Origin of the sequence: Pedosphaera parvula Ellin514 (assembly GCF_000172555.1) — a bacterium.
In the GTDB taxonomy this organism is placed as follows: Bacteria; Verrucomicrobiota; Verrucomicrobiia; order Limisphaerales; family Pedosphaeraceae; genus Pedosphaera.
In genome coordinates, this window is sequence record NZ_ABOX02000004.1 from 131,374 (window position 1) to 156,963 (window position 25,590).

The window sequence follows — 25,590 nt, forward strand, 5'->3', positions numbered from 1 at the left end:
TAATTAACATGAGTTAGTTATAAATAAAGCCAACGCGCATTTTTAATGACCAATAAAACCGCCACCCGCAAATCGATTCTCGGCCTTTTGTATGTTCAAGTACTGGTGGGAATTCTGATCGGCATCCTGGTCGGATATGCGTTTCCCAAGTTCGGCATTGAACTAAAAATTCTTGCCGATGGCTTCATTCGACTCATCAGAATGATGGTGGCCCCGATTATTTTTACTTCCGTCGTGGTGGGCATAGCCGGTCTGGGCACCATGCATCGCGTAGGACGCATCGGCCTGAAAGCCCTGATTTATTTTGAGGTGATGACGACTCTGGCCTTGGTCATTGGCTGGTTGGTGGTTAAAGCGTTTCATCCCGGTGCGGGAGTAAATGCAGATCTCAGCAGCCTTAATCACAAGGATGTCGAAACGTTTGTTTCCAAGGCGCATGATCAGACCATTTCCGGCTTCTTTCTAAACATCATTCCCCAAACCATGATTGGCGCCTTCGCGGAAGGCGAGATCATTCAAGTGCTTTTAATTTCCGTCCTGTTCGGAATCGCTCTTGCCTCCCTGGGTCAATCCAACCGGCCGGTAGTTTACTTATTGGACCAGATCTACCATGCCCTGATGAAGATGATTGCCATGATCATCAAGCTTGCCCCCATTGCGGCATTTGGTTCCATGGCATTTACAATTTCCAAACTGGGCTTGGGTTCCGTCATCTCACTCGGAAAGTTGCTGGCCTCAGTCTATCTGACGTGCGGTTTCTTTGTCGTCGTCTGCCTTGGCCTGTTGCTTAAATTTAATGGCATCAGCCTGTGGAAATTCCTCCGTTATATTCGCGAGGAAATATTCATTGTGCTCGGCACCGCCTCTTCCGAACCGGTATTTCCACGGATGATGGCGAAGATGGAAGCTCTCGGTTGTTCAAAGCCCGTCGTGGGCTTGGTGTTACCAGCGGGATACACATTCAATCTGGATGGTTCCTCGATCTATCTCACCTTTGGCGCCCTCTACATTGCGCAGGCGACCAACACCCATCTCACCATGTGGCAGGAACTGGCCGTTATCCTCGTTTGCCTTATCACCTCCAAAGGTGCCGCTGCTGTCGTAGGCAGCGCCTTCATCACCCTGGCCGCCACCCTTTCAGCTCTGGGAACCATTCCCGTCGAAGGCATGCTCCTCATCATCGGCGTCGATCAATTGATGGCTTCCGCACGCGCCACCACGAACCTCATCGGCAATGGCACGGCCACAGTCGTGATTGCCAAATGGGAAAAGGAATTCGACGAGAAAAAGGCCGCCGAAGTCCTGGACAATAAACGCCCTTCAAGGGCATCTGCGGAAGCAGAAAATCTTCAACCACTGGCTGTTCCCACCGCGGAAAATCGGGCTGAGTAGGAGCACCTACTCCGCGCGAATGTAAACGTAATAAACCGCCACCGCGAAGAGCGCCACTACTGCCGCCAACGTCCTCCAAAAAAACTTATCCTCCCGGATAATACCAAAATCTATGAGGATAACCCGCAGTCCGTAGAACCCGTGCAGCAGAAAAGCCAGCAACAGCAGAATATCAATCGCAGAGTTGAAGTGAACCTTCCGACTCGAACCCAGCCAATCAGGAAAATAGACCTTCCCTTTCGCCGCCCAACCGCTGTAAATCTTCAAGGGAATCAGCAGGAACAACACAATGGCGCTGATACGTTGCGTCAGCCACGCCCAGGTGCCGCGATAACTCTGAAAGTTGCGTACCTTCATGCCACTCCCATCTGCTTGAGAATTTCCGCCGCCCGCTTTTGAGCTTCGGCCTGCACTTCGTGTTGCAAATTATTTCCTTTGGCATCAATGCCAACCGTGAGCGGTCCCAAACCGTTGAACCGAATTTGCCAGATGCACTCCGGCATCAAATCCTCCCAATAAACCTGTTCAATCGCTTCAATCTGCAAGGTCTCCAACGCCGCTGCTCCACCGGTCACCGAAAGATACACAGCTCCATATTGCGCCATCAGTTGCGCGCTCTTTTCTGAAAGTCCACCTTTGCCCAAAATCGCGCGCACACCATAATCGCGCAGCAAACCCTCGGTGAACCGGTCCATGCGCATACTCGTTGTCGTGCCCACAGAAACCGGCTCATACTTGCCGGGACCAAGCTTTCGCACATTGGGTGCCGTGTGCAACAATGCCGCCCCGCGCCAATCGACGGGCGGTGCGACCTGTTGATCAAACACGCGGATCAAATTGCCGTCGCGCACACCAAAAATCACACCATCCAGAGTCACCGAATCGCCAACAGACAACTGCCGCACATCGGCTTCGGTCAACGGAGTTTTGAAACGATAGTCAGCCATGAAATTAAAAGCTCAGTTCGACACGTCCATCAGCCCAGAGTTTGGCGCGACGCCGCTCAGCCCGCCAACACTGGAGGTTTACTGCCACGGGATTACAGGTGATGTGCGTCCACGCCGATTCAATATGCACCGCCAGGGCCGTGGTGTTCCCGCCCAAGCCTTGCGGCCCGATGCCTGTCTTATTGATGGCTTCGAACAACTCCTGTTCGAGCGCTGCAATCTGTGGATCTGGATTGGGGGAACCGAGCGGACGCGTTGTCGCCTTCTTCGCCAGCGTCATGCACAGATCGGACGAACCGCCAATGCCGATGCCAACAATCGTGGGAGGACAAGGTTTTGCTCCAGCTCCAATCACCTGCTCCAGCACAAATTTTTTGATGCCATTAATCCCATCGGCTGGAACCAACATCTTCATGAATGACATGTTTTCCGAACCGGAACCTTTGGGCATGAAAAGTATCTCGAGCACATCGGAATCGGCTACGAAATCGTAGTGAATGATGGGAATCCGGTCGCCCGTGCTGGTCTGGCGATTTTCGCGCTTGAGTGGCGAGACTATGCTGGAACGCAATGGATGTTCGCGAGTCGCGCGTTCCGTCCCTCGGGTGATGGCCTGTGTCAAACGCGAACCGTCCAGCCGAAGATTGCCGCCGATCTCCACCCAATAAATTGGGATGCCGGTATCCTGGCAAACCATCATGTCCTTCTGACGCCCCAGGTCGATGGATTGCAGGTAATGCGAGAAAATGCGCTTTGCGACTTCCTTGGTCTCCCGAGCTGCCGCCCGCTTAATGGCATCCACCACATCATCGGGAATTTGCTTGAGAGACTGGATGTAAAGGTCGCGACAGGTGGTTTCGACCAGACCGTAGAAATTTTCGGGGACTTCCATGAAAGCTTAACCTTGCCGCCCGACCGCGGGGCTGAGCAGGCAGTTAGGATTTATCTTCTCGATACACATGTTTTTAGCATGAAGATTTAGACAGTAATTGTAGGTCTGGCGAAAGTGTTTGCAATCCTGTTTTAACAATTCAACGGCCTCAATCTTAAGTAGCCTGCGCGAGGTAGGTCATAATCCTCCCACAGAACCACTCAAAACCGGTTGCAACTCAGTCTGCATGCTACATAATCAGTGACATGCTTAAAGTTACGCTCAAAGTGCATCGCTTCACGCCGGAAAGCGATAAGGCCCCACACTTTGAAGAGCATCGCGTGGAAGTCGGCGAGCGCGCCAGCATCCTCGATGCACTGTTCGCCGCTCAGCGTGGCGACGCGCCTGACCTTGCGTTTCGTTTTTCCTGCCGCGTTGGAATGTGCGGTTCGTGCGCCATGGTGGTGAATGGCCGCGAACGCCTCACCTGCAGTACTTTGGTCAAGTCAGTCGGCACTGAACTGAAGATTGAACCCCTGCGCAATCTGCCGGTCGTGCGCGATCTGGCGACGGATTTACAACCTTTCTTCAACGCCTACCAACGTTCCCTGCCCCACCTCGTCGCGAAGGAAGGCTTGAAGGACTTTGCGGTTATTCCGGAAGACAGTGCCGAAGGCAAGGCATTGGATCGCCAGCCACAATGCATTGATTGTGCCTCCTGCTATTCAGCCTGCTCGCTCGTCACGCTGCATCCGCGTTATCTCGGACCAATGGCCTTGCACCGCGCTTTGAATCTGATTGTCGACCCACGTGACGCCGCACGGGAGGAACGCATGGACATTATTGGTGGAGAAGCCGGAGCATTTCGTTGCCACACTCTCGGCAACTGCCGTGACGTTTGCCCACGCGGCATCTCTCCTACGGCTTCCATTGAACGCTTAAAGCGTTTGTCACTGGGACATCAATTTCGCTCCTTGTTGGGACGCCTCTTTGGTACCTCGCCAAAAGCATAAGCGCAGCACACTTTTGATTTGTATGACCGAACAACTGACCACTGACATCCTGATCCTTGGCACTGGCGGCGCCGGTTTGATGGCCGCACTACATGCTTATTGGCGTGATTCCAAAGCGGATATTCTTCTGGTTTCAAAAGGACTTCTCGGGAAAAGCGGTTGCACACGCATGGTTCAAGGCGGTTACAATGTGGTGCTGAATCCCAAGGACTCGGTGCAGGCCCATTTTGAGGATACCGTTAAAGGCGGCGGGTTTATCAATGATCAGGACCTCGCGTGGACATTGGTCAATGATGCTCCACGTATTGTCCTCGAACTGGAAAATAAAATCGGTTGTTTGTTCGATCGCTCTCCCGATGGACGTATCCACCAAAAAGCGTTTGCCGGCCAGACGTTTGATCGCACGGTGCACAAAGGTGATTTAACCGGCATCGAGATCATGGCGCGATTGCGGGATCAAGTGCTTCGCTCGGGCATCAAATGTTTGCAGGAAACACGCGGCTTGGAACTGCTCACCACGGAAGATGGCCAGCGGGTGATTGGCGCTGTATTGCTGGATATTCGACGCGGCGTTTACATCACTGTCAAAAGCAAAGCCGTGGTTCTCTGCACGGGAGCCGGGCCGTTGATGTACCAGCGCTCCGCCTGTGCCCAGGAAAAAACCAGTGACGGCCTTGGCATGGCTTTTCGTGCCGGTGCCCATCTGATGGACATGGAAATGGTGCAATTCCATCCGACCGGTTTGGTGGTGCCCGGCTCACGGTTGAATGGCGCTTTGCTCGAAGAAGGTTTGCGCGGTGCCGGGGCACATCTCTTCAACGGCAAGGGCGAGCGCTACATGGAAAAATACGATCCCGAGCGCAAGGAACGTTCCACCCGCGACCGCGTATCGCGCGCCGGTTACATGGAGATTTCAGAAGGACGCGGCACAGAGAACGGCGGTGTCTGGATTGATGTTTCGCACCTGGGCGCTGAGTTCGTGGAGAAAAATTTCACCGGCATGCGCGACCGTTGCCTGCGCATCGGCTCGGATTTGGCGCGCGAAAAGGTTGAGGTATGCCCCACTGCCCACTTCAACATGGGCGGCGTGCGCATCAACCGCGATGGCTTCACAAATCTCATTGGCTTGTTCGCCGCTGGTGAAGACGCCAGTGGAGTGCACGGAGCCAATCGTTTGGGCGGCAACGGTGTGGCCGAATCCACCGTCTATGGCGCTCGCATCGGCGATACGGTGGTGCAATGGGTAAAGGACTCAGACCACGTCGAAGCGCGAAAAGAGCAAATCAAGCAAGCCATCGATACCGCCGACGCCTTCCTCGCGCACGACCAGGGCGAAAACCCATTTGCACTGCGTGAAGAACTCGGAAAAGTAATGTGGGAACGCGCAGGCATCGTGCGCCATGGCGACAAGCTCAAGCAGGCGATTCAGGATATCACTATCCTGAAAGAACGTGCTTCGAAGATCGCCTCCAAAGGCGGTCGCCTGTTCAACCTTGGTTGGCAGCAAGCCCTCGATTTGCGTAATCTGCTCACCGCCTCGGAGCTCATCGCCCGCAGCGCCCTGCTGCGTGAAGACAGCCGCGGCGCACATTATCGCCAGGATTTCTCCGAACCTGACAACGCGAACTGGCTCCTAAATATCTACGTCTCCCGCGACGGCGAGAAGCTCAAGATGTGGACTGCGCCAGTGAAGCTGGACCGGCTGAAGCCTTGAAGCAGATTCAATCGATTTCTACAAATGCGGTAAAGATACTTCTGTTTCAGAAATCACTTTTTCAACCGACATTCCACTTGCCTCTGCAATCTCGGGACTCATAATTTTGCGCTTTATAAATTATGAGTAATGCACCTATTCGTGTCGCTGTCACCGGGGCTGCCGGAGCCATCGGTTATTCACTTCTGTTTCGGATTGGAACGGGAGAACTGTTCGGCCCCAATCAGCCGGTAATCCTGCACTTGATTGATATCGAACCTGCCTTGCCTGCATTGCAAGGTGTGACGATGGAACTGGACGATTGCGCGTATCCGTTGCTCAAAGGCATCGTTGCCACCGCGAACCTGGACGAAGGTTTCAAAGGCGTGAACTGGGCGTTGCTCGTTGGCAGTGTCTCCCGCAAAGCCGGCATGGAACGCAAGGACCTGCTGGGCATCAATGGAAAAATCTTCACGGGACAAGGACAGGCAATTCAGAAAAATGCCGCCTCGGGTGTGCGCATCCTCGTGGTTGGCAATCCGTGCAATACCAATTGCCTCATTGCCATGAACAATGCCCCGGAAGTTCCCCGCGAACGTTGGTATGCCATGACCCGGCTGGACGAAAACCGTGCCCGGCTGCAACTCTCGCGCAAAGCCGGCGTGGATATCACCGCCGTTTCAAACGTCGCCGTCTGGGGCAATCACTCTGCGACCCAGTATCCCGATTTCTACAATGCGAGAATTAACAGCAAACCAGTGACGGATGTCATCCAGGACGAGACGTGGTTGAAGAACGAATTTATTCCCACAGTCCAACAGCGCGGCACCGCGGTTATCAAGGCGCGCGGCGCAGGGAGCGCGGCGAGTGCAGCCAATGCCATTATCGACAGCGTTCATTCCATCGTGCGTCCGACACCCGCTGGCGATTGGCACAGCCTGTGTGTCTGCTCCGATGGCAGCTATGGCATTGAAAAGGGCATCATCTGCGGTTTCCCCGTGCGCAGCAATGGCAGCAAAACCGAAATCGTCCAAGGCTTGTCGATCAACGAATTCAGCAAGCGAGGATTGATGCCACGGTCAATGAGTTGAAGGAAGAAAAAGCGATGGCGACTGAACTCGGTCTGATCAAGAAGTAGAACTTTCTTCACCAAACCTCTCGCTTCCCCTGAAGTGAGAGGTTTTTTATGCCAAACTTAATGCTCCAAAACGCGATAATATCGGCTGGGTACGCTGGTTATGATATCGCGCAACACCACCGTCCCATTGGTTAGCGTGAGCGCGTTGGTAATCACGCTCCATTGAACCAAATTGGTGCTGACCTGAACTTCAAAGGTCGCAAGATCATTGGTCGTCAGCAAGGCACCGCCATCTGCATCAGCAAACTGCAAACTTACCTCGCCGCCAGGAAGCAACACCGGTTCGCCCAATCTCTCCGGAACCAGGACATGAACCACAGCATTGCTGCTTTGCAACCCCGCCACGGCATTGGTGATAACGACGGAATAAGTTCCCGCATCAACGCGGGTGAGGTTATTCAAAGCCAGCGTAGCCGTTGTCGCACCCGGATTGTTGGTTCCATTTTTGAGCCATTGGTATTTCAAGGGGCTGGTCCCGACGGTGCCAACCGAAAGCGTAATGTTCGTGCCACCCAGAACGGTCTGGCTTTGAGGTTGGTTGGTAATGGCCGGGGGAATGCTGTAAATGTGCAGGTTGCCTCCCGAAGCGAAGCCGAGGGTTGGACTCAAAAACCTGATGCGGTTAATAAAAAACGTGTTGCTATAACCGGCTGCCTGCCAGGTCGCTCCTCCATCTGTGGTGTGCAGAAAGGACGTTGAGTAAGGAGCAACTGACGAACCGCCCATCCACCCTTCGTTGGTGTTTACAAAGCCCAGTCCCTGCAAATAAAACGAGGCGGCTCCCACCGAGGAAAGTGGAATGCCGTTGGAAACCCAGTTATTTCCCCCATCAGTGGTTTTGTAAAACACAATGGTGCTGGAGGAACCATTCTGCTGTAGAGCGACGTAGCCGATGTTGGTGGCCGGCCAGGACATCTTCCAGAAGTAACAGTTGGCAATCGTGGTGGTGACAACTGGCGTCCAGGTTGCTCCTCCGTCGGTAGTTCTGGCAATACGTCCGTAGTAAGGTGGCGAGCTGAACGAATGAGTATCCATGCCCACCGCCCAGCCATTGGTGGGATCTTTAAAATAAACGTCCATGATCCCGTTCATCACGTTTTGGGCTGTCAGATTGACCATGGTCCAATTCGTGCCGCCATCCGTGCTTTTGATGAAAAAAGCCGGACCACGCACTCTCCCGCCGCCATAAATATGTTGCGAGTCCAAAACAAAGATTGAGCAGAGTCCCTTCATGCCTGCTTCCGCAAAGCCCGGCACATTGGCCCAGGTAATTCCGCCGTCATAGGAACGATAAAGCACATTGGTATCAGTGGTCCCTCCATCGTAAGACCCTTGGCCCAGATTCCCTGCAAAACCCACCTGTGGCGTGGCAAAGGCAATCGAACGGAAATGTGTCCCACCCGATGTAAGGTTTGTCGTCCAACTCATCCCACCGTTGGTTGTCCGGTAAATCCAATTGTTCTGACTGGCCCAACCATTCGTAGGATCAGTGAAGTAAATGTCATCATGACGAATACTGCTTGGGCCGGGAGAATTTAAGAACTGTGACCAGGAAGGCGTTTGCGCCTTGGTTGCATTGACGACGGACAGCATGATACCAAAGAGCAGGAATAGGTACCTCGGCGACATGAACCCACTGTCCCATAGCTACTCGCTGCTCTCAAGTCCGCTCTTTGAGGAAGTGTTCGATTCCAATTACGACCAATCCTGTTCGGACCTGCGGTAATCACCCCATTAGAATTTATGGCTAATGCAACCGACTTTCTCACGGAAGGAACACTATGAGATTTGTATATTGCTGTTTACTGGCATTTTTACTGTTCGCAGCCGGTTGCATTACCAGTGAGGAGGAAAAATACGTTGCCGAAACGCATCCCCTTTACACAACGAATAGTCCCGGGACCAAATTTGCGCTGCTGCCGTCTGCGGTGCAGCGAACCATCACATCTCAGGCAGGTTCTGCTGACATTCGCGATATCAATAAGGTGGCTGGTTCAAACCGTGAAGTGTACGAAATTAAGTTTGCCAATCCGGGCGTGAGTCCCAACCTTTATATCGCGGAGGATGGAACCCTCGTGAGTGAGGGCTCAGTTCGAAGCATCACCTCCATTCGTAGCAATCCGACTGCTACTACAACAACTGCTACTGCTACTACAGCAAGGCCGCCGCCAACCATCGTTGCCGGTGGAGCTCCTGGTAGCCTGGGTGGTAGTGAAACCGGGGGCAATGCATCCGGATTAAGCGTGGTTGCCGGTCTTCCGGAACCGGTGAAACGCACCCTTATACAAACGTCTCCCAACTCTGTGGTGGTGGACGTTCAACCGAGCACGCACACTCTCTATAAATTCGACTTTAAGGACCCGGGTTTAAACCCAAGAACAGTAATCTCTGATGATGGAACTCTGTATAGGGAATTAAGCACACCATGAACTTTCGATCTTCAACGATTTGTCGCTTTTTCAGTTCGATTCAGGTTTGGTTTTTGGCGCTGACTTCGGCGTCCTTGCTGTTTCTCACTGCATGCAGCACCAACTCGCACGCAAACTGGAACGGCCGGGTTGGAAATTATACTTATGATCAAGCCGTGGCGGAACTGGGGCCACCAAAATCAACCCAGGTGAAGCCGGACGGAACACGAGTCGCCGAATGGCTTGCCCAGAAGGGACGCCCTGGATCGGTTGGCTTTGGCATGGATGCAGGGCAGGTAACTCCAGGCATAAGGGAAAGCCAGGTGCCTTACGAAACTTCCCGGGTGCCGGACCAATATCTTCGTCTCACATTTGGTTCTGATGGCAGGCTGCAATCATGGAGACAATCTGCCAGGTGAACCCGCAGTCCCGAAATTACAGTGTTTCAGCGGAGGTCTGCGTTTGATAAAGTTTCCCGGTGATAATTGTAAATAACCGATTGCTTTCCCTCCTTGGCACCCTGCTCCTGTTGGCCGGGTGCGCCACTCCCGAAATACCAAACTGGGATCATCGCGTCGGAAATTACACCTATAACCAAGCTGTCCAGGATTTAGGTGTTCCTCAACATTCCACGCCTCAGAAAGATGGCTCCATCATGGCCGAATGGATCACCCAGCGTGGCACGCCAGGAACCATCGGAGTTTCCCAGGGAAATACCAGCAGCACACCGGCTTTCTGGAACAGCCCATTACCCGATACATTTCACGCCACCGCGGACCAACATCTGCAACTCACCTTTGGTTCAGACCACAAGTTAAAATCCTGGGTAAGGTTCGAACGGTAGCCAGAACGCAAGCCCCCGCTTGCTCACAACCATGAATTGAAGGACGCTTTTATGCTTGGAAGTTGAACTACTTAAGCACATAAGAATAGATCATGAGCAAAATGTACACACGTCGCGAGGTGTTGAAACTGGGCGGCACAGCGATTGCAGCTAGCGTGATGTTACCGGAAATCTCATGGGGCAGGGAAACCGGAATTGTCAATCATCCGGGGGCCGTCTCGGGTGATCCTGATGGAGTCAGGGCGGGCATGAAAGTTTTGGCGGAAGGTGGTAATGCCATTGATGCAGTTGTCGCGGCAGCTCTGGTAACCTGTGTAACGGCCAATAACAAATGCGGTCTGGCTGGGTACGGAGGACATATGACCATCGCGTTCGGCGGGAGCAACAAGGTCACCTGCATCGATTACAACAGCGCGGCACCGGCAGCCGCGCGCGCCGACATGTTCCAAATTAATGAAACGGGAAAAGTCAAAGACAACCTGAACAGCACTGGCTGGCTGGCGGCTGGTGTCCCCGGAACGCTGGCCGGAATTCAACTGGCGTTGGAACGCTACGGAACCAGGTCTTTGAGCAAACTGGCTGCCCCGGCAATTGAGTTGGCGCGCAATGGTTTTCCAGTCAGTGCCAGCATGGCCAGGGCGATACGCGGCACCGCTCCTGCTCTGCGCCGATTCCCTGGCTCCGCCGGATTGTTTTTAAAAAATGGCGAACCGCTGAAGGAAGGCGAAATTTTTAGAAACCCAGACCTCGCGAAAGTGTTGGAAACCCTGGCTGAAAGCAACTCAGCCGATGCGTTTTATGATGGCGAACTAGCCCGCAAAATCGCGGATGCGTTCCAGAAGAATGGTGGATTGGTTACGACCAGAGACCTCGCTGAATACCGGGCTCGTGAAGTGGAACCATTATCGCTCAAATGGGGCAACCTGACCATCCACACAGCCCCGCTTACTGCAGGTGGTCTTACCATTGTTCAGATATTGAATATTCTCCAGGAAATGGGTTGGAAGAAACTGCGGTCTGAGCCTGAGAGGACTCATGCATTTCTGGAAGCTCTAAGATTGAGCTGGCGGGATCGCCTTGCGTTGCTGGGTGACCCGGAACAGGTGGAAGTGCCCATCAAACACCTTCTTTCCCGCGATTATGCCCACGAGTTGGCGAATCAGGTCCGTAAAACGGTAAAAGACAAAAAACCTCTCTCCATTCACACCCCCGAGGTTATCGATGATGGGACGATGAACTTAAGTGCCGTCGACAGCGCTGGGAACATGGTCGCGATGACATTAACTCAAGGCGGGGCGTTTGGTTCCAAAGTAACCATCGAGGGATTAGGGCTGGTGCTGGGACACGGCATGTGGCGATTTGATCCCAAACCGGGTCACCCAAACTCCGTGGCTCCGGGAAAGAGACCTCTGCACAATATGTGCCCCAGTATTGTAACGCGAAAAGGGAAACCGGTGCTTGCCGTGGGTGGAGCGGGTGGCCGAACGATTCCGAATTCCATTCTCGGTTTTCTAACCAACTATGTCGCACTCGAAAAATCGATGGATGAAGCCATCGCTGCACCCCGTTTGCATAATGAAGGAAATATGAGTGTGGAAATTGAAAATAGTTGGCCCAAAGCAGAGGTCGATTACCTGGCTTTATTGGGTTACAAAATTACAGTTGGTCCACAAGCCTACGTTAGCGCTGTCTCATTTAACCCCAAAACGGGAGAATGTCGCGGCGTGGCGCGATAGTTTTTTCGCAGTTCGGCAACCTCGCCGCATCCGCGTTGCAACCGGGCGGTCTAAAATACTATTTCAAGCGCGAATCGCCCAACGCAGTTTCGCTGACGAAGCCCGCGGATTGGAGCGGGTTTCTTCACGGCTGGGACGGATAATTTCTTCGGCAATACTGGAGTAAACCCCTGCTCTTTTCCCATCCTGAAATGCCTTTTTCACCCGACGATCTTCGCCCGAGTGGAAGGTTAGGATAGCCACCCGTCCGCCCGAATTTGAACATCCTGGCAGGTTCCGCAAAAACATGTCCAACGCGCCAAATTCGTCATTAACAGCTATACGCAACGCTTGGAAAACACGACGAATCGATGTATTCGCCTCATCTTTTGTTTTATTCCGGTGTGCTGACCGAAAAGCCTCTCGAATTACCTCCGCCAGCCCGGTTGTGGTGGTGATCGGGTACCTCAACTGGGCTTGCAGGATGCCTTTGGCCAGCAAACCGGCATCCGGCTCATCGGCATTGTCCTGTAATATGCGGATCAATTCAGGCTCTTTGAGCGTGGCAAGCAATGCCGAGGCAGGGCGGCCACGCTCCGGGTTCAGCCGCAAATCCAAAGGCCCTTCGAACTTAAAGGTAAATCCACGGGCAGGATTATCGATCTGCATCGAGGAAAGACCCAGATCCGCAAGAATGATATCCGCTCCAGGAATCCCCTCGCCAGCGAGCACCTGCGGCAGGCCGGCAAAGTTTGACCGCCGGATAATTAATGATTCCGCGGGAGCACCAACCGAACGCAAGCGTGTTTCGGTTTTCGGCATTTCCATTGGATCCACGTCCAACCCTACTAATCGCCCGCCAGGCTGAATGGCGCGGAGAATCTCCAGTGCATGACCGCCGTAACCCAAGGTGGCATCAACTGCAATCTCCCCTGGCTTGGGAGCCAGGACCTCCATAATTTCACGTACGCAAATGGATCGGTGACTTCCGGCAGGTGTTTTGCCACTTTCAATAATTTTTTGCACCTCAGCCCCGTAGCGCTCGGGATTGAGTTCCTTGTACTTCTCTTCAAAGCGACGGGGATGTCTGCCGCTATAACGAACCCGCCGTTTGTGCGGGGACGCAGGTGTTGATTCCGGATTCATGTTAAATCTTGCCGGTGAATGCCAGGCAAGGACACTGTTCCAGAAGAAGAGGAAGCATTCAAGCCGGACGCCATTATTCAGGATCAAAAAACGAAATCTAATGCTTTACAAAGATTTTCCTCCGTCCGCCGCATCATAAAAAAGAAAGCAAGGTTCAGAGTCTGAACTCTGCAAACCTTGCTTTCTGACCCGTTGGTATTTTCCTTGTGCAGTTTATATCCTCAAGCCTGGCACGCTGTTACCGGCTCCGGTGGATGAACTGGCTGACTTTCATTACCATTATCCACCATTTCGTGGTGAATATCCGGAAAATCATGATTGAGTTCCTTGACCAGTTGTTCTGCTTCCTGTTTTTCAAAAAGGGTGGTGCCCTTCCCCATTCGTCCGTTGATCCTGGACGCCCAATGAATCACGTAGGTTTTGCTCATGCTTTAATACCTAACATGCAGAAATTTAGAATGAATGGGGAGTAACCCCGAAACCGAATGTGACTCTTCCTACCGTGATGAAAAAAGAAGCAAAGGAGGATTCCATCGGCGAGAAAAATAAAATTAAAACCTTCAATGCCGTACGACCAGGGGCTTTGGCCTTCTGGCAAGAGCCCAGTAATCATAGACCACTTTGATCATGTCACGAAATTCTTCAAAACTGGTGGGTTTGATAAAATAAGAGTTCGCACCCAGACTATAGGCGCGCTGAATATCCGATTCGCGATCAGATGAAGTAAGGACAATCACCGGGATTAAAGCGCCTTCCTGCAAATTCCTAAACCACTCCAGAACCTCAAAGCCGCCTTTCCGGGGCATCTTCAAATCCATCACCACCAGGTCAGGCTCCGGATAGGTGATCCGGTCGTTGAACCGGTCTGCGCCACTCAAATAATCGATCGCCTCCTCGCCATTGACCACAAAATGAACGGCGATATCCATGCCGGTTTTTTTGAAAGCGCGCTGAAGCAGAATTACCTCTTCTGCATTGTCTTCAACCACCAAAATTGTAAAAGGCTCGTTTTCCATTCCGTTCTCAGTCGCTTGCGTAAATTGTTGTTTTCTGAAGATAAATTTCTCTTCTGGAATCCCGGCTGGCTGTTCAAACCAAATGTATCCCGCATCACCCAACCACCAGCCAACCTGTCTCGGGTCCACAAAAAAATTCTAACTTGGACGGGGTGGATGGAAATAGGGTGTTCCCCTAAATTTATTCAGTTTTGAAAACTCAGGCCACCCGTTGCGACTCGGGAGCGTTTATTCGATATTGGAAGTATAACGGCACATTCAAAGGTTGCAAGCGAAGCCGGGAAAAAAAGGAATTTATGCAGAACCCGCAAAACATATCCAATCATCGGGAAGAGAGGATTAAACGCCGTCGCAGTCAGCGTCGGATGGACAGGATTAACGAAGAGAAAAACCGCCAGAAAGCCATGGGTGGAGGCCAGCCAAATGAACTCGGGGTCACCCAGGGTCAGAATGGCGAGCAGGGAAACACAATAGGTCCGGCAAGCCTACCGCGTTACCCCAAGGCCTCCCACTAAAACACCAGAAGCCCTGCCAGGTTCCGCATTTGTTCAAGGCGGCAGCTTAATTTACTTGAGCTGCCGCCTTTGCCGGCTTTGGAACAAATCGATTCCAGCCTCTGACCATGAGAATACGTCAAAGGCCTTGAGCCAAGTCTCCGGTATTTTATTTGCTTATTGGAGTAACACTCGAGGCCCGAACAAATATTTGTTGGTCCTGCAGCATTTGGCTGCCTTGTTGATCCAATCCCAGGCTGGTGGGTGAGGAAGGCACCTGCTGAACGGTTCCGTTCAGGGAAACCGTTTGACCAGCGGTAATGTTGGGCATTGGTTGTGACATTACGACGTACACAGGTTTGGCACTGTCACTCCCCTGCAAGACCAACAGACGATCGCCTATCACACGTTGCACTTTTGCCTCACTGATGTTCACCGTCTGGCCGGCAAGTGAGGTGGGATCGGCGGTTGTTGAGAGTTGATTCAGTTGAGTAATGGCACCCGAACCTGCTGCCCCGGTGGATTGACCGGACGTTGACGGAGCCGCACCGACAGCCTCGTTTTGAGAAGAAGCCGTTACATTGCTCGAGATGGTGATAGCCTGTGTGTTGCCTATGGGCACAGCGACCACATCCTCGCGCCGAACCTGCTGCTGAACATTCATGGGTTGAGTGCTCACTTGTTTGCGAACAACAACAGAACCCGCTGGAACCGTCTGGGTATGGATCACTGGTGTCTCGTCCTGCAGGTTTATTACCAATTCGCCGCCTTGGAAGGGTGTGCTCAATGAATTAGTCCCTCCGCCTCCCTGGCTATACTGAGCGCCGGTAGCGCCAGCCGGGATACGTTCCACCACGATGGATTCCTTTCGTACCTGGACGGGTTGGGTAACCGTCTCGGTTCGAACGACCTTACGGAGTTGAACACCGCCAGTATTAACCGGCTGAGTTCCAATTTGGACGGTTTCCTTTTCCAAGGGAATTACCGTCTGGCCGGCGGTTTCACCACCCATTGCAGCACCAGTCTGGGTCTGAGCACTGGTTCCCGTGGCGCCCATTGAGGCAGCTTGGGTAGTTGACTCATTATAACTGTAAACTGGAGCCTGCTCCGTTTGATACTTGGCGTGACTCCCCGTACTGGAGCATCCTGCCACTAAAAGCAGGGAGGATGCTATTACAACCGTATTTTTGATTTTATTTTTTCTATCTGATATGTTCATACCAATCCTTTGTTCGTGTTTTATTTAAAACACCCGTTAGCCAACCTAAGTTGCCAACGGGAAGGCAACAAACGGGGTAAGTACCCACCGAGGAAAAACTGGACTTTTCGAGGATTGGAGTAAGAGGGGCAGACCTTAAAGGACGGAACGTCACCATTCTCATACGCACGCGTAACATTTACGTGCGTAATAGGTTCTAAATACGCACTTGAAATCTTGAACCAGATAAAAGAACCGTGCAAAAATTCCGGGATGAAATCACCTCTGCGGGTTTTGCATCTCGAAGACAATCGGAGTTATTCCGAGTTGGTGCAAGCCAGGCTGCAGGCGGAAGGCTTCCAAGCCGAGGTGGTTTGCATAGAAACAAAGGAAGAGTTTGAATCAGCTTTGGCGCGAGAAACCTTCGATCTAATCATCGCAGATTACCGTTTGCCAGCCTATGACGGCATCAGCGCACTCAAATTTGCCCGGCAAAACACCCCGGACATTCCCACCCTCCTGGTTTCTGGCGCCATGGGCGAAGAGGCTGCCATCGAAGGTTTCAAAGCTGGAGCGACTGATTACGTCCTCAAACACTGGCCGGAACGCCTGATTCCTGCCGTTCGCCGCGCATTAAGTGTCGCGGGCGAACGTGCCAACCGGTTGCGTGCAGAGGCCGCGCTCGCACAACGCGAAAAATATTTCCGTGCGCTTTCAGAAAATGCGATCGACATCGTCACGATCATCAATCAGCAAGCGGTTTTTATTTACAACAGCCCCTCCATCCAACGGGTGGCGGGCTATGCTCCCCAGGAACTGATTGGCACCAGTGTCTTCAATCTCGTTCATCCGGACGACCATGCCAGGGTGCGCGAGGACCTGGAGCATTGTCTGCAACACCCCGAGACCACCACGGTTTCCGAATTTCGCGTGCGTCATAAAAACGGTTCCTGGCGTTATTTGGAATCGATTGGCAGGAATCTGTTGAATGAACCGGAAATTTCCGGTGTGGTGGTGAACTGTCGCGATGTCACAGATCGTCGCCGGGTTGAACATTATAATGAAGTCCTTTCGCGGCTTGGATTAAAACTGAGTTCGGCCACCGGTTCGGAAGGTGCTGCAAAAATAATCGTGGAGGTGGCGGATGATTTGTTTGGGTGGGACGCCTGCACACTTAATTTGTATTCGCCAGACGAGGATAAAATCTATCCGGTTCTGACCATCGATACGATCCGGGGTGAAAAACTTGAAATTTCGGGCACTGAAATTGACAAGCATCCAACCACCCGCACGCGCAGGATCATCAATAATGGTCCGGAGCTGATCCTTCGCCAGGAACCCATCACAATCGGAAATGATGGTATAACCATCGGAGACAAGGCGCGCCCCTCGGCTTCATTGATGTTTGTTCCCATCCGGAATCGAACGAGGGTGATCGGGATTCTTTCGATCCAAAGCTACCGGTTGAAAGCCTACGATGAAAAGGACCTGGCGGCATTGCAGACGCTGGCCGATTATTGCGGAGGCGCCTTGGAACGCATTCGCATTGAGCAGGCGCTGCGCGAAAGTGAACGGCGGTTCCGCCACCTGTTCGAAAATTCTCCAGACGCAATTTTTGTTGAAGACGTGAACGGGACGGTGCTGGATGCGAATGTTGCCGCCGGCTGGCTCCATGCAATGCCCTACCGGCAGTTGATTGGCAAAAATGTGGCTGAACTGGTTCCTCCCGAAGAACACGAAAAGTTTCGGCAAAACTTTCAAAAACTGGCAGCGGGTGAGATACGTCAGGTTCTGGGTCTGAGTTCAACCTCGGATGGCCGTGTGATTCCCGTCGAAGTCAGAACCAGCCAGATTGATTATTCCGGCAAGCCGGCCCTCTTGCTCCACGTTCGTGACATTTCCGAAAGGAAGGAAGCAGAAGAGGCTCTGAAAGGATCCGAGATCCGATTCCATTCTGTGTGGGAAAACTCAGTGGACGGCATGAGGCTCACCGATGAGAATGGCATCATCATTGCCGTGAACGAGGCATTTTGCAAGCTGGTTGGAATGAACCGGCAGGAATTGGAAGGCAAACCATTCACGGTGACCTATGCAGTGGGCGAGAACCTCGAACAGAAGCTGGCCTTCTATCGCCAGCGCTTTCAGGAACGGACTGTCGCCCGGCGCATCGAGCGCAAGCTAACCTTTCGCTCGGGTAAAACTGTTAATTTGGAAGGTGCCAATTCCTATGTGGAAGTGCACGGGCAAAAGCCGCTGCTGCTCGGTCTCTTCCGTGACATTACGGAACAAAAGCGCCTCGAAGATCAGTTGAGGCATTCGCAAAAGATGGATGCCATCGGACAATTGGCCGGCGGAGTGGCTCATGACTTCAACAACATCCTTACGGTTATTCAGGGCCACGCCTCGCTTTTGCGCAGTTCCGGAAAGCTGGAGGATTTCATGATAACCTCGGCGGAACAGATTGTGCAGGCAGCAGACCGCGCGGCCGGGCTGACACGCCAACTGCTTACCTTCAGCCGGCGGCAGATGATGCAGCCCAAGCTGCTGGACCTGAATGTGGTCGTCAGCAACATGACAAAAATGTTGGGCCGCATCCTGGGTGAGGACATTGCACTGCAATTCAATTACGCTCCCAACCTTCCCCTCGTTCATGCAGATTCAGGAATGATGGAACAAGTGCTCCTCAACCTGGCCGTGAATTCTCGCGACGCCATGCGCGGAGGGGGACAACTCACTGTCAAAATTTTCGGCATGGAGATTACCGGCTTGGAGATGAATGAACATCCGGAAGGAAGAACGGGCCACTTCGTCTGCTTAAAGGTATCAGACACCGGATGCGGCATCGAGCCGAAGAACCTGCCACATATTTTTGAACCATTCTTCACCACCAAGGCCATCGGCAAGGGCACAGGTTTGGGACTGGCGACTGTTTATGGAATCGTCAAACAACATCAAGGTTGGATCGAAGTCACCAGTTCTCCGGGTGTCGGGACAACTTTTCAGGTTTTCCTCCTGGCCAGCAACGAAAGCAGTTCCAAGTTGAATGGAACAACCCCGCTCGAAGAGGCAGTTCGCGGCGGAACGGAAACCATTCTGGTGGTGGAAGACGAAGCTGCGGTGCGAGAGTTGGTGTGTAAAATTTTGATAAGCCGGGGATACCAGGTGCTGCATGCGGTTTCAGGTTCCAAGGCGTTGGAGGTTTGGAAAGAACATAAAAATCGGATAGACCTTCTCCTGACCGATATGGTTATGCCCGATGGCATGAGTGGGCGCGACTTGGCCGAACAAATTCAAACGGAAAAACCCGGACTAAAGGCGGTGTTTACAAGTGGTTATAGTTCAGAAATTGCAGGCAAAGACTTTATCCTGAAGGAGGGCCTAAATTTTCTTCAGAAGCCGTACCATCCCCACAAATTAGTTCGAGTAATTCGTAAGTGCTTGGATGATAACAACTAACCTCTATCCACCCCTATTTTGGCCAACTTCCGGTCCTCAAATCGTAATGCCTACATTTGTTGTCGACAGATCTTGAGGTCCTAATTATTATTCTGACATAAAGTATCCCGGACCAAAGGGAGGTTCTGAGTATGGCTAAACTACTTATCAAATCAGGTGACAGACAGGTTCAGGAAATAAACTTGAAACCTGGGATTAATCGTTTTGGGCGCAATGCGACCAATGACCATTTGGTGGTGGATCCTGGCGTTTCTGAAATGCATTGCGAAGTATTGGTGGAAGGCAACTTCGTTTTCGTCAGGGATTTAAATTCCACCAATGGCACCTTTGTTGATAAGAATCCAATCACAGAATCAGCGCTTTATTCCGGGCAAACCCTTAAGATCGGCCCTGTGGAGATGATTTTAGATGCTCCCGTAGTGCAGCTCGCAATTCCGGAACTTCCCAGGCCAGAGGCTCCAGCCCCGGTGCACTCTGACAAACTTTCTGACGGATACGCCGCCTGTTTGAATCATGGCAATCGGCACGCGGTCTGGGAATGCACGAGTTGCACAAGATGTTTTTGCGATCATTGTGTGCGAAAGCTGCGCCGCGTCGGAGGCGCCTATATTAAGTTATGCTCCGCCTGCAGCAATCCCGTCGAGCTCACGCCGTGGGCTGCGATGATGAAAAAGAAGAAAAAGTCGATGTTCGGCAAACTTGTTGGTAAGATTAAGAGCAGTTTCAAGACCACCAAACGGCTGCTCTCCAATAACAACCCGCCTCCTGCTCCACCGGGCACGCAACCTCGCGCCTAAACCGGATTCCAAAATAAATCCCTCGATGTAGGCAGGACCCACTGCGAAAGGGAGGATCATTTCCGGACGTGCGTAAAAATAAAAAACCTCAAGGAAATCGGTTCCTTGAGGTTTCTGATTGAACTGCGCAGTCACAATTCAGACTCGCGGTGCAGATTTTGATCAGGGATTATTACTTTTCTCCCGATTGTTGGGTGTGGCCTGATTGTCAGGATTTACATCAGGACCTTGATTAAATGTGCCGCGACCGTCTGGGGCCGTGCCATTATCGGCATTAGGCTTGGCATCACGGTCCTTGCTGGAACTAGTCCCGGTTGCATTGCCGTCCATGGGAATGCGTCCGCCGGTTCCCCGCCAGGAAGGCTCCTGGACCCCGTAGTAAGAATAAGTTTTTTGAGTCCAGTCAGCCTGGCTGAAATCAGGCCAGCTCGTGGCATCAAATGTCTGTGAGCTGGCAAGCTTTTGCTTGTCAACATTCAGCATGACAGTGTTCGGCTCTGTGCTCATGCGTGCCAGGGTCCAGGGCACCGCAGTCAGTTTTCCACTTTGCGAAGGATCACTCAGGGAAATGATCGCAAATTGGATCCGTCCGGACATGGGATTGATGACGAAATCATTGATTTGACCCAGAGTCTCGCCCTGCGCATTTTTCACCGTCGTTCCCATTAATTGACTCAAGCGCTCGGAGCGATGAGACATATGCGAAGAACCGGTGGAAGAATCTGATGACGAAGCAGTCGCGGGTGCTCCCTGTCCCAATGAACTGGAGTCCGCAGTGGAACTGCTCGAATTATTAGCATTAGCGGCCAGCAACGAGGCGACCAACAATGAATGGCTCGCGCAGATGGCAATTGCTTGCAATAGTGTTTTAGACTTCATGTAACTTCCTTATGTTTTCAGTTTCGTCCACCAACATAGATCCAGCGAAAGCTGGTCGTAGTGAGACACTAACACAAGTTAACTCCGTCCAGAGGTCGAACAATGGGGAAAAGAGCTTACTCAGAATCGCAGATCGGGCAACAGATGAGGGGAAAAAAAGAGCGGCCCCACTAAAGAGGTCGCTCGCCTGTGATCCCTCAACCCATGATTAGTGAATAAGGAACTAACAGACAATACATGAATACTTTATTTTGACTGAACAGACCATGGGGTATTCTACTACGTCCGCCCTTAAATTTGTAAGGAAGTTCGGGGAGGTTGCTTCTGCATGGGGAGACTGATGTTGTACGGGTAATCCGCAAATTTAAGGATCACCTGGAGGTTGGCTGAGTCATGCTCGGAGGCAAACGCAACTGCTATATCATAACTGGGGAAATCCACAGCTTCATTCGAAGATTTCACCCACTCGTTATTTCTGGTCAGGTACAGCGAGGTTCGTTTATGCTGAATGAAGATTTTCATACGGTGTTGTATGGATCAACTTCACTTGCCTGTCCTAAAAAGCGTGACAGAACCCGGTAGAGTTAGGATAGCGCTGAGAGGATAGGCGTCACTCTGGATAAGGAAAATAGGGTGGTTACCCCAGTGCCTGCACCGAGCTTTTAACTGGTGAAAAATCCAATCGTCAGTTAAGCATGAAGCCGGAGTTGAAATAAACGGGTTTTATATAACCAAAACAAAGGGATAATTTATGGCAGATATACAGCGTTCGGCGGAAGCAACCTGGAGGGGTGATTTGAAAAACGGTCAGGGCTCAACTTCCACCGATACTGGTGTGCTCAAGAATACACCTTACTCGTTCAAGACTCGTTTCGAGAATGAAAAACAGGGAACGAATCCCGAAGAATTGATCGCAGCAGCACACGCATCCTGCTTCAGCATGGCATTTTCCAAATTGCTTGCCGATGGCGGTCATCCTCCAAAGGAAGTCCGCACCAAGGCAACGCTCACCCTGGCGAAAACCGAAGCCGGTTTCAAAATTTCGAAAATCCACCTGGAAACAACCGGGATGGTTGACGGCGTGGATCAGGCAACGTTTGAGCAAACCGCGGCCAAGGCCAAGGAAGGCTGCCCGGTATCACGCCTGCTGAAGCCGGGCTTGGACGAGATGACAATGAAGGCGACACTCCAAAAATAGTCAAATGCCGCGGCGCGCCCGCTTCAAGACCTCATAAACCAAAAACAATTCGTCGCCGATGCGTTTCTCTGACTTCATCTTAATTTGATTCGCGTCGGCGAGCGTTCGGGCTCCTCTCCCATCAGCCATGGTCGGCGCGTTTCTTCCGCCGAAGACCCAGGGGCATAAGGTAAGATGAATTTCGTCCACCAGGTCGGCCCGAAACAGGGCGTCGTTGACCTCCCCTCCCCCTTCGCACAGCAGCCGTGTGACAGCCCACTTTTCCCGCAACCATGACAGTGCTGCCTTAAAATCGACTTCCTTCCCTCCGCAGACCATTACCTCGTCTGCGAGTGCACGCAGCTTTTTTAGCCTGCTTTCCGGAGCCCTTTCGGAGGTTAAAATGATGATGGGAGAGAAACGATGTTTGAAAATTTCGGAACGCGGATCGAGCGATCCTGAACCGCTCACGACAATGCGTAGATTGTATTCCGCCAGTCCATTTTTCAGCCGCATGCGTCGGTACTTGGCGGGGCCCGGCCCCATGTTTACTGGAAAAAGATCGACAGTGCGTGCGCCGGACATCACCGCATCCGCTTCAGTGCGCAGTTCCAGTAAATGGTCGTGATCACGTTTGCTGCCAAACGGAACAAACTTGCGATTGGCCGGCGCCAGCTTTCCGTCCGCGGTGGTTGCGATGTTCAGGTAAACAAATGGGAACCTGGCCCGGTTTTGCTTTTGCACGTTTGAAACCATTGCTGCCAGAAAACATGCCGTGTTGAGGAAAGGGCGGCAAATCATTTCCAAAATCGCGATCAAAAAAGCATTGACTTTTCAAACAGCTGTTTTAAATATGTGTTTGAAACATGGATTCAAAGTCCACACATTCCGATGATGCAGCACAGGCAAAAACTCGAAGGCAGTTGATTGAGGCTGCCAGCGAGGTCTTTGCTGAAGTCGGCTTTCGCGCGGCCACGGTGCGGGAAATTTGCCAGCGTGCGGGGGCCAACATCGCCGCAGTAAATTATCACTTTGGCGACAAGGCACAGCTTTATCGCGCCGCCTTGCAGGAAACTTTTAAGACTTCCAAACAGAAATACCCCCCAAATTTCGGATTGCCCGCGAAGGCGACGGGTGAGCAGCGATTGAGGGTTTTTATTCATTCCTTTCTCCTGCGAATTTTTTCCCAGGGACCAGAATCGCGCCACGGAAAGATGATGGCGCGCGAGATGATCGAGCCTTCCGGAGCCCTCGACGTGATTGTGCAGGAGGAGATTACTCCGATGAAAAATGAATTAATGTCCATCATCCAGGAATTGGGGGGGACGCGCTTGAGCGAAAAGAAAATACGCCTTTGCGGCATGAGTGTGGTCAGCCAGGTGTTGTTCTATCATCACTGCCGCCCGGTGGTCATGCGCGTGTTTCCCAATTTAAGTTTTGATGCCAGTGAAATTGAAGAACTCACGGATCATATCACCAGCTTTTCGCTCGCGGCCATCGCTGAAATTGCGAAATCAAAAAAGAAATAATTATGTATCACCTCGCGCTGAAAATGCTCCTGGGGGATCGCTCCAAATACATTATGCTGGTGGGCGGCCTGACATTCGCCTCGCTCCTCATGACTCAGCAATGTGCCGTCTTCTTCGGGCTGCTCTCCTGGACCACCAGTCATATGCGCAACATGCGCGCCTCGATCTGGGTGGTTGATCCGAAGGTGGAACAGATCAACGAGATCAAGCCGATGCGCGATACCGATGTGAACCGGGTGCGCAGTGTTTCGGGGGTTGCTTATGCAGTCCCATTATACACCGGGGTGATCCAGGCGCGCGTTGCGGATGGAAGCTTCAAGCCTGTGGAAATGATTGGCCTGGATTCAGCCACCCTGGTGGGAAGGCCGCCCATTATTTTAAGTGGACATTTGGAAGACCTGAGACTCCCAAACACTGTTATGATCGACGAACTGGCGGTGGCAAGACTAAGCTTGGCGAAGGGACACAAAATCGGGATTGGAGATACATTTGAAATCAATGATCGCGAAGCGCGCGTCATTGGCATTTGCAAAACTGACCGTCATTTCTTCGGGTATCCCTATGTGTTCACCACCTATGATGAGGCGCTCCAATTTGCCCCGAAGACCCGAAAAATGCTCAGCATTGTTTTAGCGGAGCCAAAGCCCGGCTGGACAGCTGAACAGACCGCCCGAGCCATCGAGAAGGAAACACTTTTAAAGGCCTATACCGAAAAAGAGTTCAACGCCTCCACCATACGTTGGTTCTTTAAGAACACCGGTATCCCGGCTTCGTTCGGCACGACCATTATTCTGGGATTTATTGTGGGCATGGTGGTGTGCGGACAAACCTTTTATTCATTCGTGCTGGAGAACCTAAGGAATCTGGGCGCGCTGAAAGCGATGGGCGCGAGCAACTGGTTGCTGGCTCGCATGCTGATGGTGCAGGCGCTGACGGTGGGATTCATCGGTTATGGCCTGGGAGTAGGCTTGACAGTCCTATTCGGTCTAATGGTACTGAAAACGGGCCAACCGCCGTTCCTGCTCCCCTACCAACTTCCCCTGGTTACTTTAGTGGTGATCCTCTTCATCTGCGTGTTCGCAGCTCTGCTGGGGATTCGCAAAATCTATAAACTCGAAGCAGCGGTGGTGTTCCGTGGCTAATACTAATGGACAATCAAACGGTTTCGCCGTGCATGTCCGCAACGTGACCAAAACGTTCGGCACAGGCGAGGCGAAGGTGGCGGCCTTGAAAGGCGTGGACTTTGACGCTCGCATGGGTGAAATGCTCATGATCGTCGGTCCTTCAGGATGTGGCAAAACAACTCTGCTTAGCGTGATCGCGGGCACACTCGCATTCAACGGTGGGGAAATCGATGTATTCGGCACACCCTTGCATGGACTTAAAGACAGGGATGTCACCGAATTTCGCAAGAAGAACGTCGGCTTCATTTTTCAACAATTCAATCTGATTCCGACTTTGAGCCTGGTGGAAAATGTGAGCGTGCCTTTGTTGATCAATGGCGTCAGCCGTTCCCAAGCAGAGAAAAAGGCGTCCGAGTTGCTCGACCGATTGGGCCTGGCCGGCCGCGGAAACGATCGTCCCAGCCTGCTTTCGGGCGGCCAACAGCAGCGCGTGGCCATTGCGCGAGCCCTGGTTCACGATCCAAGGCTGGTGATTTGCGATGAGCCGACTTCGGCTTTGGACAAGGATACCGGCGGGAAGATCATGGAGCTTTTGCGCGATATCGGCCGCAGTCCGAATCGTTGTGTCATTGTCGTGACCCATGACAACCGCGTTTTTAAATATGCCGACCGGATGACGGAAATGGAAGACGGCCGGGTGCAACGTGTGCATGAGAGTTACAGTCAATATGAACAGAAGGGAGAACACTAATT

General features: G+C 52.2%; 24 protein-coding genes and 1 pseudogene. 14 read left to right on the forward strand and 11 right to left on the reverse strand.

Annotated elements, in window-relative coordinates:
- Positions 1-45 precede the first annotated feature (45 nt).
- A complete protein-coding gene (gene dctA, locus CFLAV_RS04405) occupies positions 46-1,392 on the forward strand; it encodes a C4-dicarboxylate transporter DctA (protein ID WP_007413427.1) in 1,347 nt (448 codons plus the stop codon).
- Positions 1,393-1,398: 6 nt separating this feature from the next.
- On the opposite strand, the gene CFLAV_RS04410 is transcribed toward dctA, so the two are convergent.
- The 3 genes from CFLAV_RS04410 to CFLAV_RS04420 are packed head-to-tail and all read right to left on the reverse strand — an operon-like array spanning position 1,399 to position 3,231.
- On the reverse strand, positions 1,399-1,749 hold the full coding sequence (locus CFLAV_RS04410; RefSeq protein WP_007413428.1) for a succinate dehydrogenase/fumarate reductase transmembrane subunit: 351 nt from the start codon (positions 1,747-1,749) through the stop codon (positions 1,399-1,401).
- The gene (locus CFLAV_RS04415; RefSeq protein ID WP_007413429.1) at positions 1,746-2,339 is read right to left on the reverse strand and encodes a fumarate hydratase C-terminal domain-containing protein; all 594 of its coding nucleotides are present in this window, start codon (positions 2,337-2,339) and stop codon (positions 1,746-1,748) included. Before CFLAV_RS04415 ends, CFLAV_RS04410 begins: the two co-directional genes overlap by 4 nt.
- A 4-nt stretch (positions 2,340-2,343) precedes the next feature.
- Positions 2,344-3,231 (reverse strand): fumarate hydratase, encoded by an 888-nt coding sequence (locus CFLAV_RS04420; protein ID WP_007413430.1) that lies wholly within the window; start codon positions 3,229-3,231, stop codon positions 2,344-2,346.
- Between the two features lie 245 nt (positions 3,232-3,476).
- Between CFLAV_RS04420 and CFLAV_RS04425 the strand changes: the two genes are divergently transcribed.
- From CFLAV_RS04425 to CFLAV_RS04435, 3 genes and pseudogenes are all read left to right on the forward strand, one after another.
- On the forward strand, positions 3,477-4,223 hold the full coding sequence (locus tag CFLAV_RS04425; protein WP_007413431.1) for a succinate dehydrogenase/fumarate reductase iron-sulfur subunit: 747 nt from the start codon (positions 3,477-3,479) through the stop codon (positions 4,221-4,223).
- Positions 4,224-4,245: 22 nt separating this feature from the next.
- The gene (locus CFLAV_RS04430) at positions 4,246-5,937 is read left to right on the forward strand and encodes an FAD-binding protein (RefSeq protein WP_007413432.1); all 1,692 of its coding nucleotides are present in this window, start codon (positions 4,246-4,248) and stop codon (positions 5,935-5,937) included.
- 122 nt (positions 5,938-6,059) lie between these two features.
- Positions 6,060-7,054, forward strand: a pseudogene (locus tag CFLAV_RS04435) (malate dehydrogenase).
- Between the two features lie 57 nt (positions 7,055-7,111).
- Here CFLAV_RS04435 and CFLAV_RS04440 read toward each other — a convergent pair.
- On the reverse strand, positions 7,112-8,683 hold the full coding sequence (locus tag CFLAV_RS04440) for an immunoglobulin domain-containing protein (protein ID WP_007413434.1): 1,572 nt from the start codon (positions 8,681-8,683) through the stop codon (positions 7,112-7,114).
- Between the two features lie 152 nt (positions 8,684-8,835).
- Between CFLAV_RS04440 and CFLAV_RS04445 the strand changes: the two genes are divergently transcribed.
- The 4 genes from CFLAV_RS04445 to ggt all read left to right on the forward strand — a co-directional run bounded on the left by CFLAV_RS04445 (position 8,836) and on the right by ggt (position 12,042).
- Positions 8,836-9,483: a hypothetical protein gene (locus CFLAV_RS04445; protein ID WP_007413435.1), complete on the forward strand. Its 648-nt coding sequence runs from the start codon at positions 8,836-8,838 to the stop codon at positions 9,481-9,483.
- Positions 9,480-9,881 (forward strand): hypothetical protein, encoded by a 402-nt coding sequence (locus tag CFLAV_RS04450; protein WP_007413436.1) that lies wholly within the window; start codon positions 9,480-9,482, stop codon positions 9,879-9,881. The genes CFLAV_RS04445 and CFLAV_RS04450 overlap by 4 nt, the downstream gene beginning before the upstream one ends.
- 59 nt (positions 9,882-9,940) lie before the next feature.
- Positions 9,941-10,306 carry a hypothetical protein gene (locus CFLAV_RS04455; RefSeq protein ID WP_007413437.1) on the forward strand — a complete coding sequence of 122 codons (366 nt, stop codon included), beginning with the start codon at positions 9,941-9,943 and terminating at the stop codon, positions 10,304-10,306.
- A 92-nt stretch (positions 10,307-10,398) separates the two neighbouring features.
- A complete protein-coding gene (gene ggt / locus CFLAV_RS04460; protein WP_007413438.1) occupies positions 10,399-12,042 on the forward strand; it encodes a gamma-glutamyltransferase in 1,644 nt (547 codons plus the stop codon).
- 63 nt (positions 12,043-12,105) lie between these two features.
- On the opposite strand, the gene rsmH is transcribed toward ggt, so the two are convergent.
- The 4 genes from rsmH to CFLAV_RS04485 all read right to left on the reverse strand — a co-directional run bounded on the left by rsmH (position 12,106) and on the right by CFLAV_RS04485 (position 15,896).
- On the reverse strand, positions 12,106-13,167 hold the full coding sequence (gene rsmH, locus CFLAV_RS04465) for a 16S rRNA (cytosine(1402)-N(4))-methyltransferase RsmH (RefSeq protein ID WP_007413439.1): 1,062 nt from the start codon (positions 13,165-13,167) through the stop codon (positions 12,106-12,108).
- A gap of 221 nt (positions 13,168-13,388) precedes the next feature.
- Positions 13,389-13,595: a hypothetical protein gene (locus tag CFLAV_RS04470; RefSeq protein WP_007413440.1), complete on the reverse strand. Its 207-nt coding sequence runs from the start codon at positions 13,593-13,595 to the stop codon at positions 13,389-13,391.
- A 132-nt stretch (positions 13,596-13,727) separates the two neighbouring features.
- A complete protein-coding gene (locus CFLAV_RS04475) occupies positions 13,728-14,312 on the reverse strand; it encodes a response regulator (protein WP_007413442.1) in 585 nt (194 codons plus the stop codon).
- Between the two features lie 534 nt (positions 14,313-14,846).
- Positions 14,847-15,896 (reverse strand): YsnF/AvaK domain-containing protein, encoded by a 1,050-nt coding sequence (locus CFLAV_RS04485; RefSeq protein WP_007413444.1) that lies wholly within the window; start codon positions 15,894-15,896, stop codon positions 14,847-14,849.
- A 252-nt stretch (positions 15,897-16,148) separates the two neighbouring features.
- Here CFLAV_RS04485 and CFLAV_RS04490 point away from each other — a divergent pair, with 252 nt between their 5' ends.
- Both CFLAV_RS04490 and CFLAV_RS31830 read left to right on the forward strand, forming a co-directional pair.
- Positions 16,149-19,331 (forward strand): PAS domain S-box protein, encoded by a 3,183-nt coding sequence (locus CFLAV_RS04490; protein WP_007413445.1) that lies wholly within the window; start codon positions 16,149-16,151, stop codon positions 19,329-19,331.
- Positions 19,332-19,462: 131 nt separating this feature from the next.
- The gene (locus CFLAV_RS31830) at positions 19,463-20,128 is read left to right on the forward strand and encodes an FHA domain-containing protein (protein WP_007413446.1); all 666 of its coding nucleotides are present in this window, start codon (positions 19,463-19,465) and stop codon (positions 20,126-20,128) included.
- Positions 20,129-20,290: 162 nt separating this feature from the next.
- Here the strand turns inward: CFLAV_RS31830 and CFLAV_RS04500 are convergent, their stop codons facing one another.
- Both CFLAV_RS04500 and CFLAV_RS04505 read right to left on the reverse strand, forming a co-directional pair.
- Positions 20,291-21,007 (reverse strand): PRC-barrel domain-containing protein, encoded by a 717-nt coding sequence (locus CFLAV_RS04500; RefSeq protein ID WP_007413447.1) that lies wholly within the window; start codon positions 21,005-21,007, stop codon positions 20,291-20,293.
- A gap of 291 nt (positions 21,008-21,298) precedes the next feature.
- Positions 21,299-21,529 carry a hypothetical protein gene (locus CFLAV_RS04505; RefSeq protein WP_007413448.1) on the reverse strand — a complete coding sequence of 77 codons (231 nt, stop codon included), beginning with the start codon at positions 21,527-21,529 and terminating at the stop codon, positions 21,299-21,301.
- Between the two features lie 229 nt (positions 21,530-21,758).
- Between CFLAV_RS04505 and CFLAV_RS04510 the strand changes: the two genes are divergently transcribed.
- Positions 21,759-22,205: an OsmC family protein gene (locus CFLAV_RS04510; protein WP_007413449.1), complete on the forward strand. Its 447-nt coding sequence runs from the start codon at positions 21,759-21,761 to the stop codon at positions 22,203-22,205.
- On the opposite strand, the gene CFLAV_RS04515 is transcribed toward CFLAV_RS04510, so the two are convergent.
- A complete protein-coding gene (locus CFLAV_RS04515; RefSeq protein WP_160164482.1) occupies positions 22,206-22,928 on the reverse strand; it encodes a RibD family protein in 723 nt (240 codons plus the stop codon).
- Positions 22,929-23,050: 122 nt separating this feature from the next.
- Here CFLAV_RS04515 and CFLAV_RS04520 point away from each other — a divergent pair, with 122 nt between their 5' ends.
- From CFLAV_RS04520 to CFLAV_RS04530, 3 genes are read left to right on the forward strand one after another with little or no spacing between them, the layout of a single operon-like run.
- A complete protein-coding gene (locus CFLAV_RS04520; protein WP_007413451.1) occupies positions 23,051-23,713 on the forward strand; it encodes a CerR family C-terminal domain-containing protein in 663 nt (220 codons plus the stop codon).
- A 2-nt stretch (positions 23,714-23,715) separates the two neighbouring features.
- A complete protein-coding gene (locus CFLAV_RS04525) occupies positions 23,716-24,855 on the forward strand; it encodes an ABC transporter permease (RefSeq protein WP_007413452.1) in 1,140 nt (379 codons plus the stop codon).
- On the forward strand, positions 24,848-25,588 hold the full coding sequence (locus tag CFLAV_RS04530) for an ABC transporter ATP-binding protein (protein WP_007413453.1): 741 nt from the start codon (positions 24,848-24,850) through the stop codon (positions 25,586-25,588). Before CFLAV_RS04525 ends, CFLAV_RS04530 begins: the two co-directional genes overlap by 8 nt.
- The last annotated feature ends 2 nt before the right edge of the window (positions 25,589-25,590 follow it).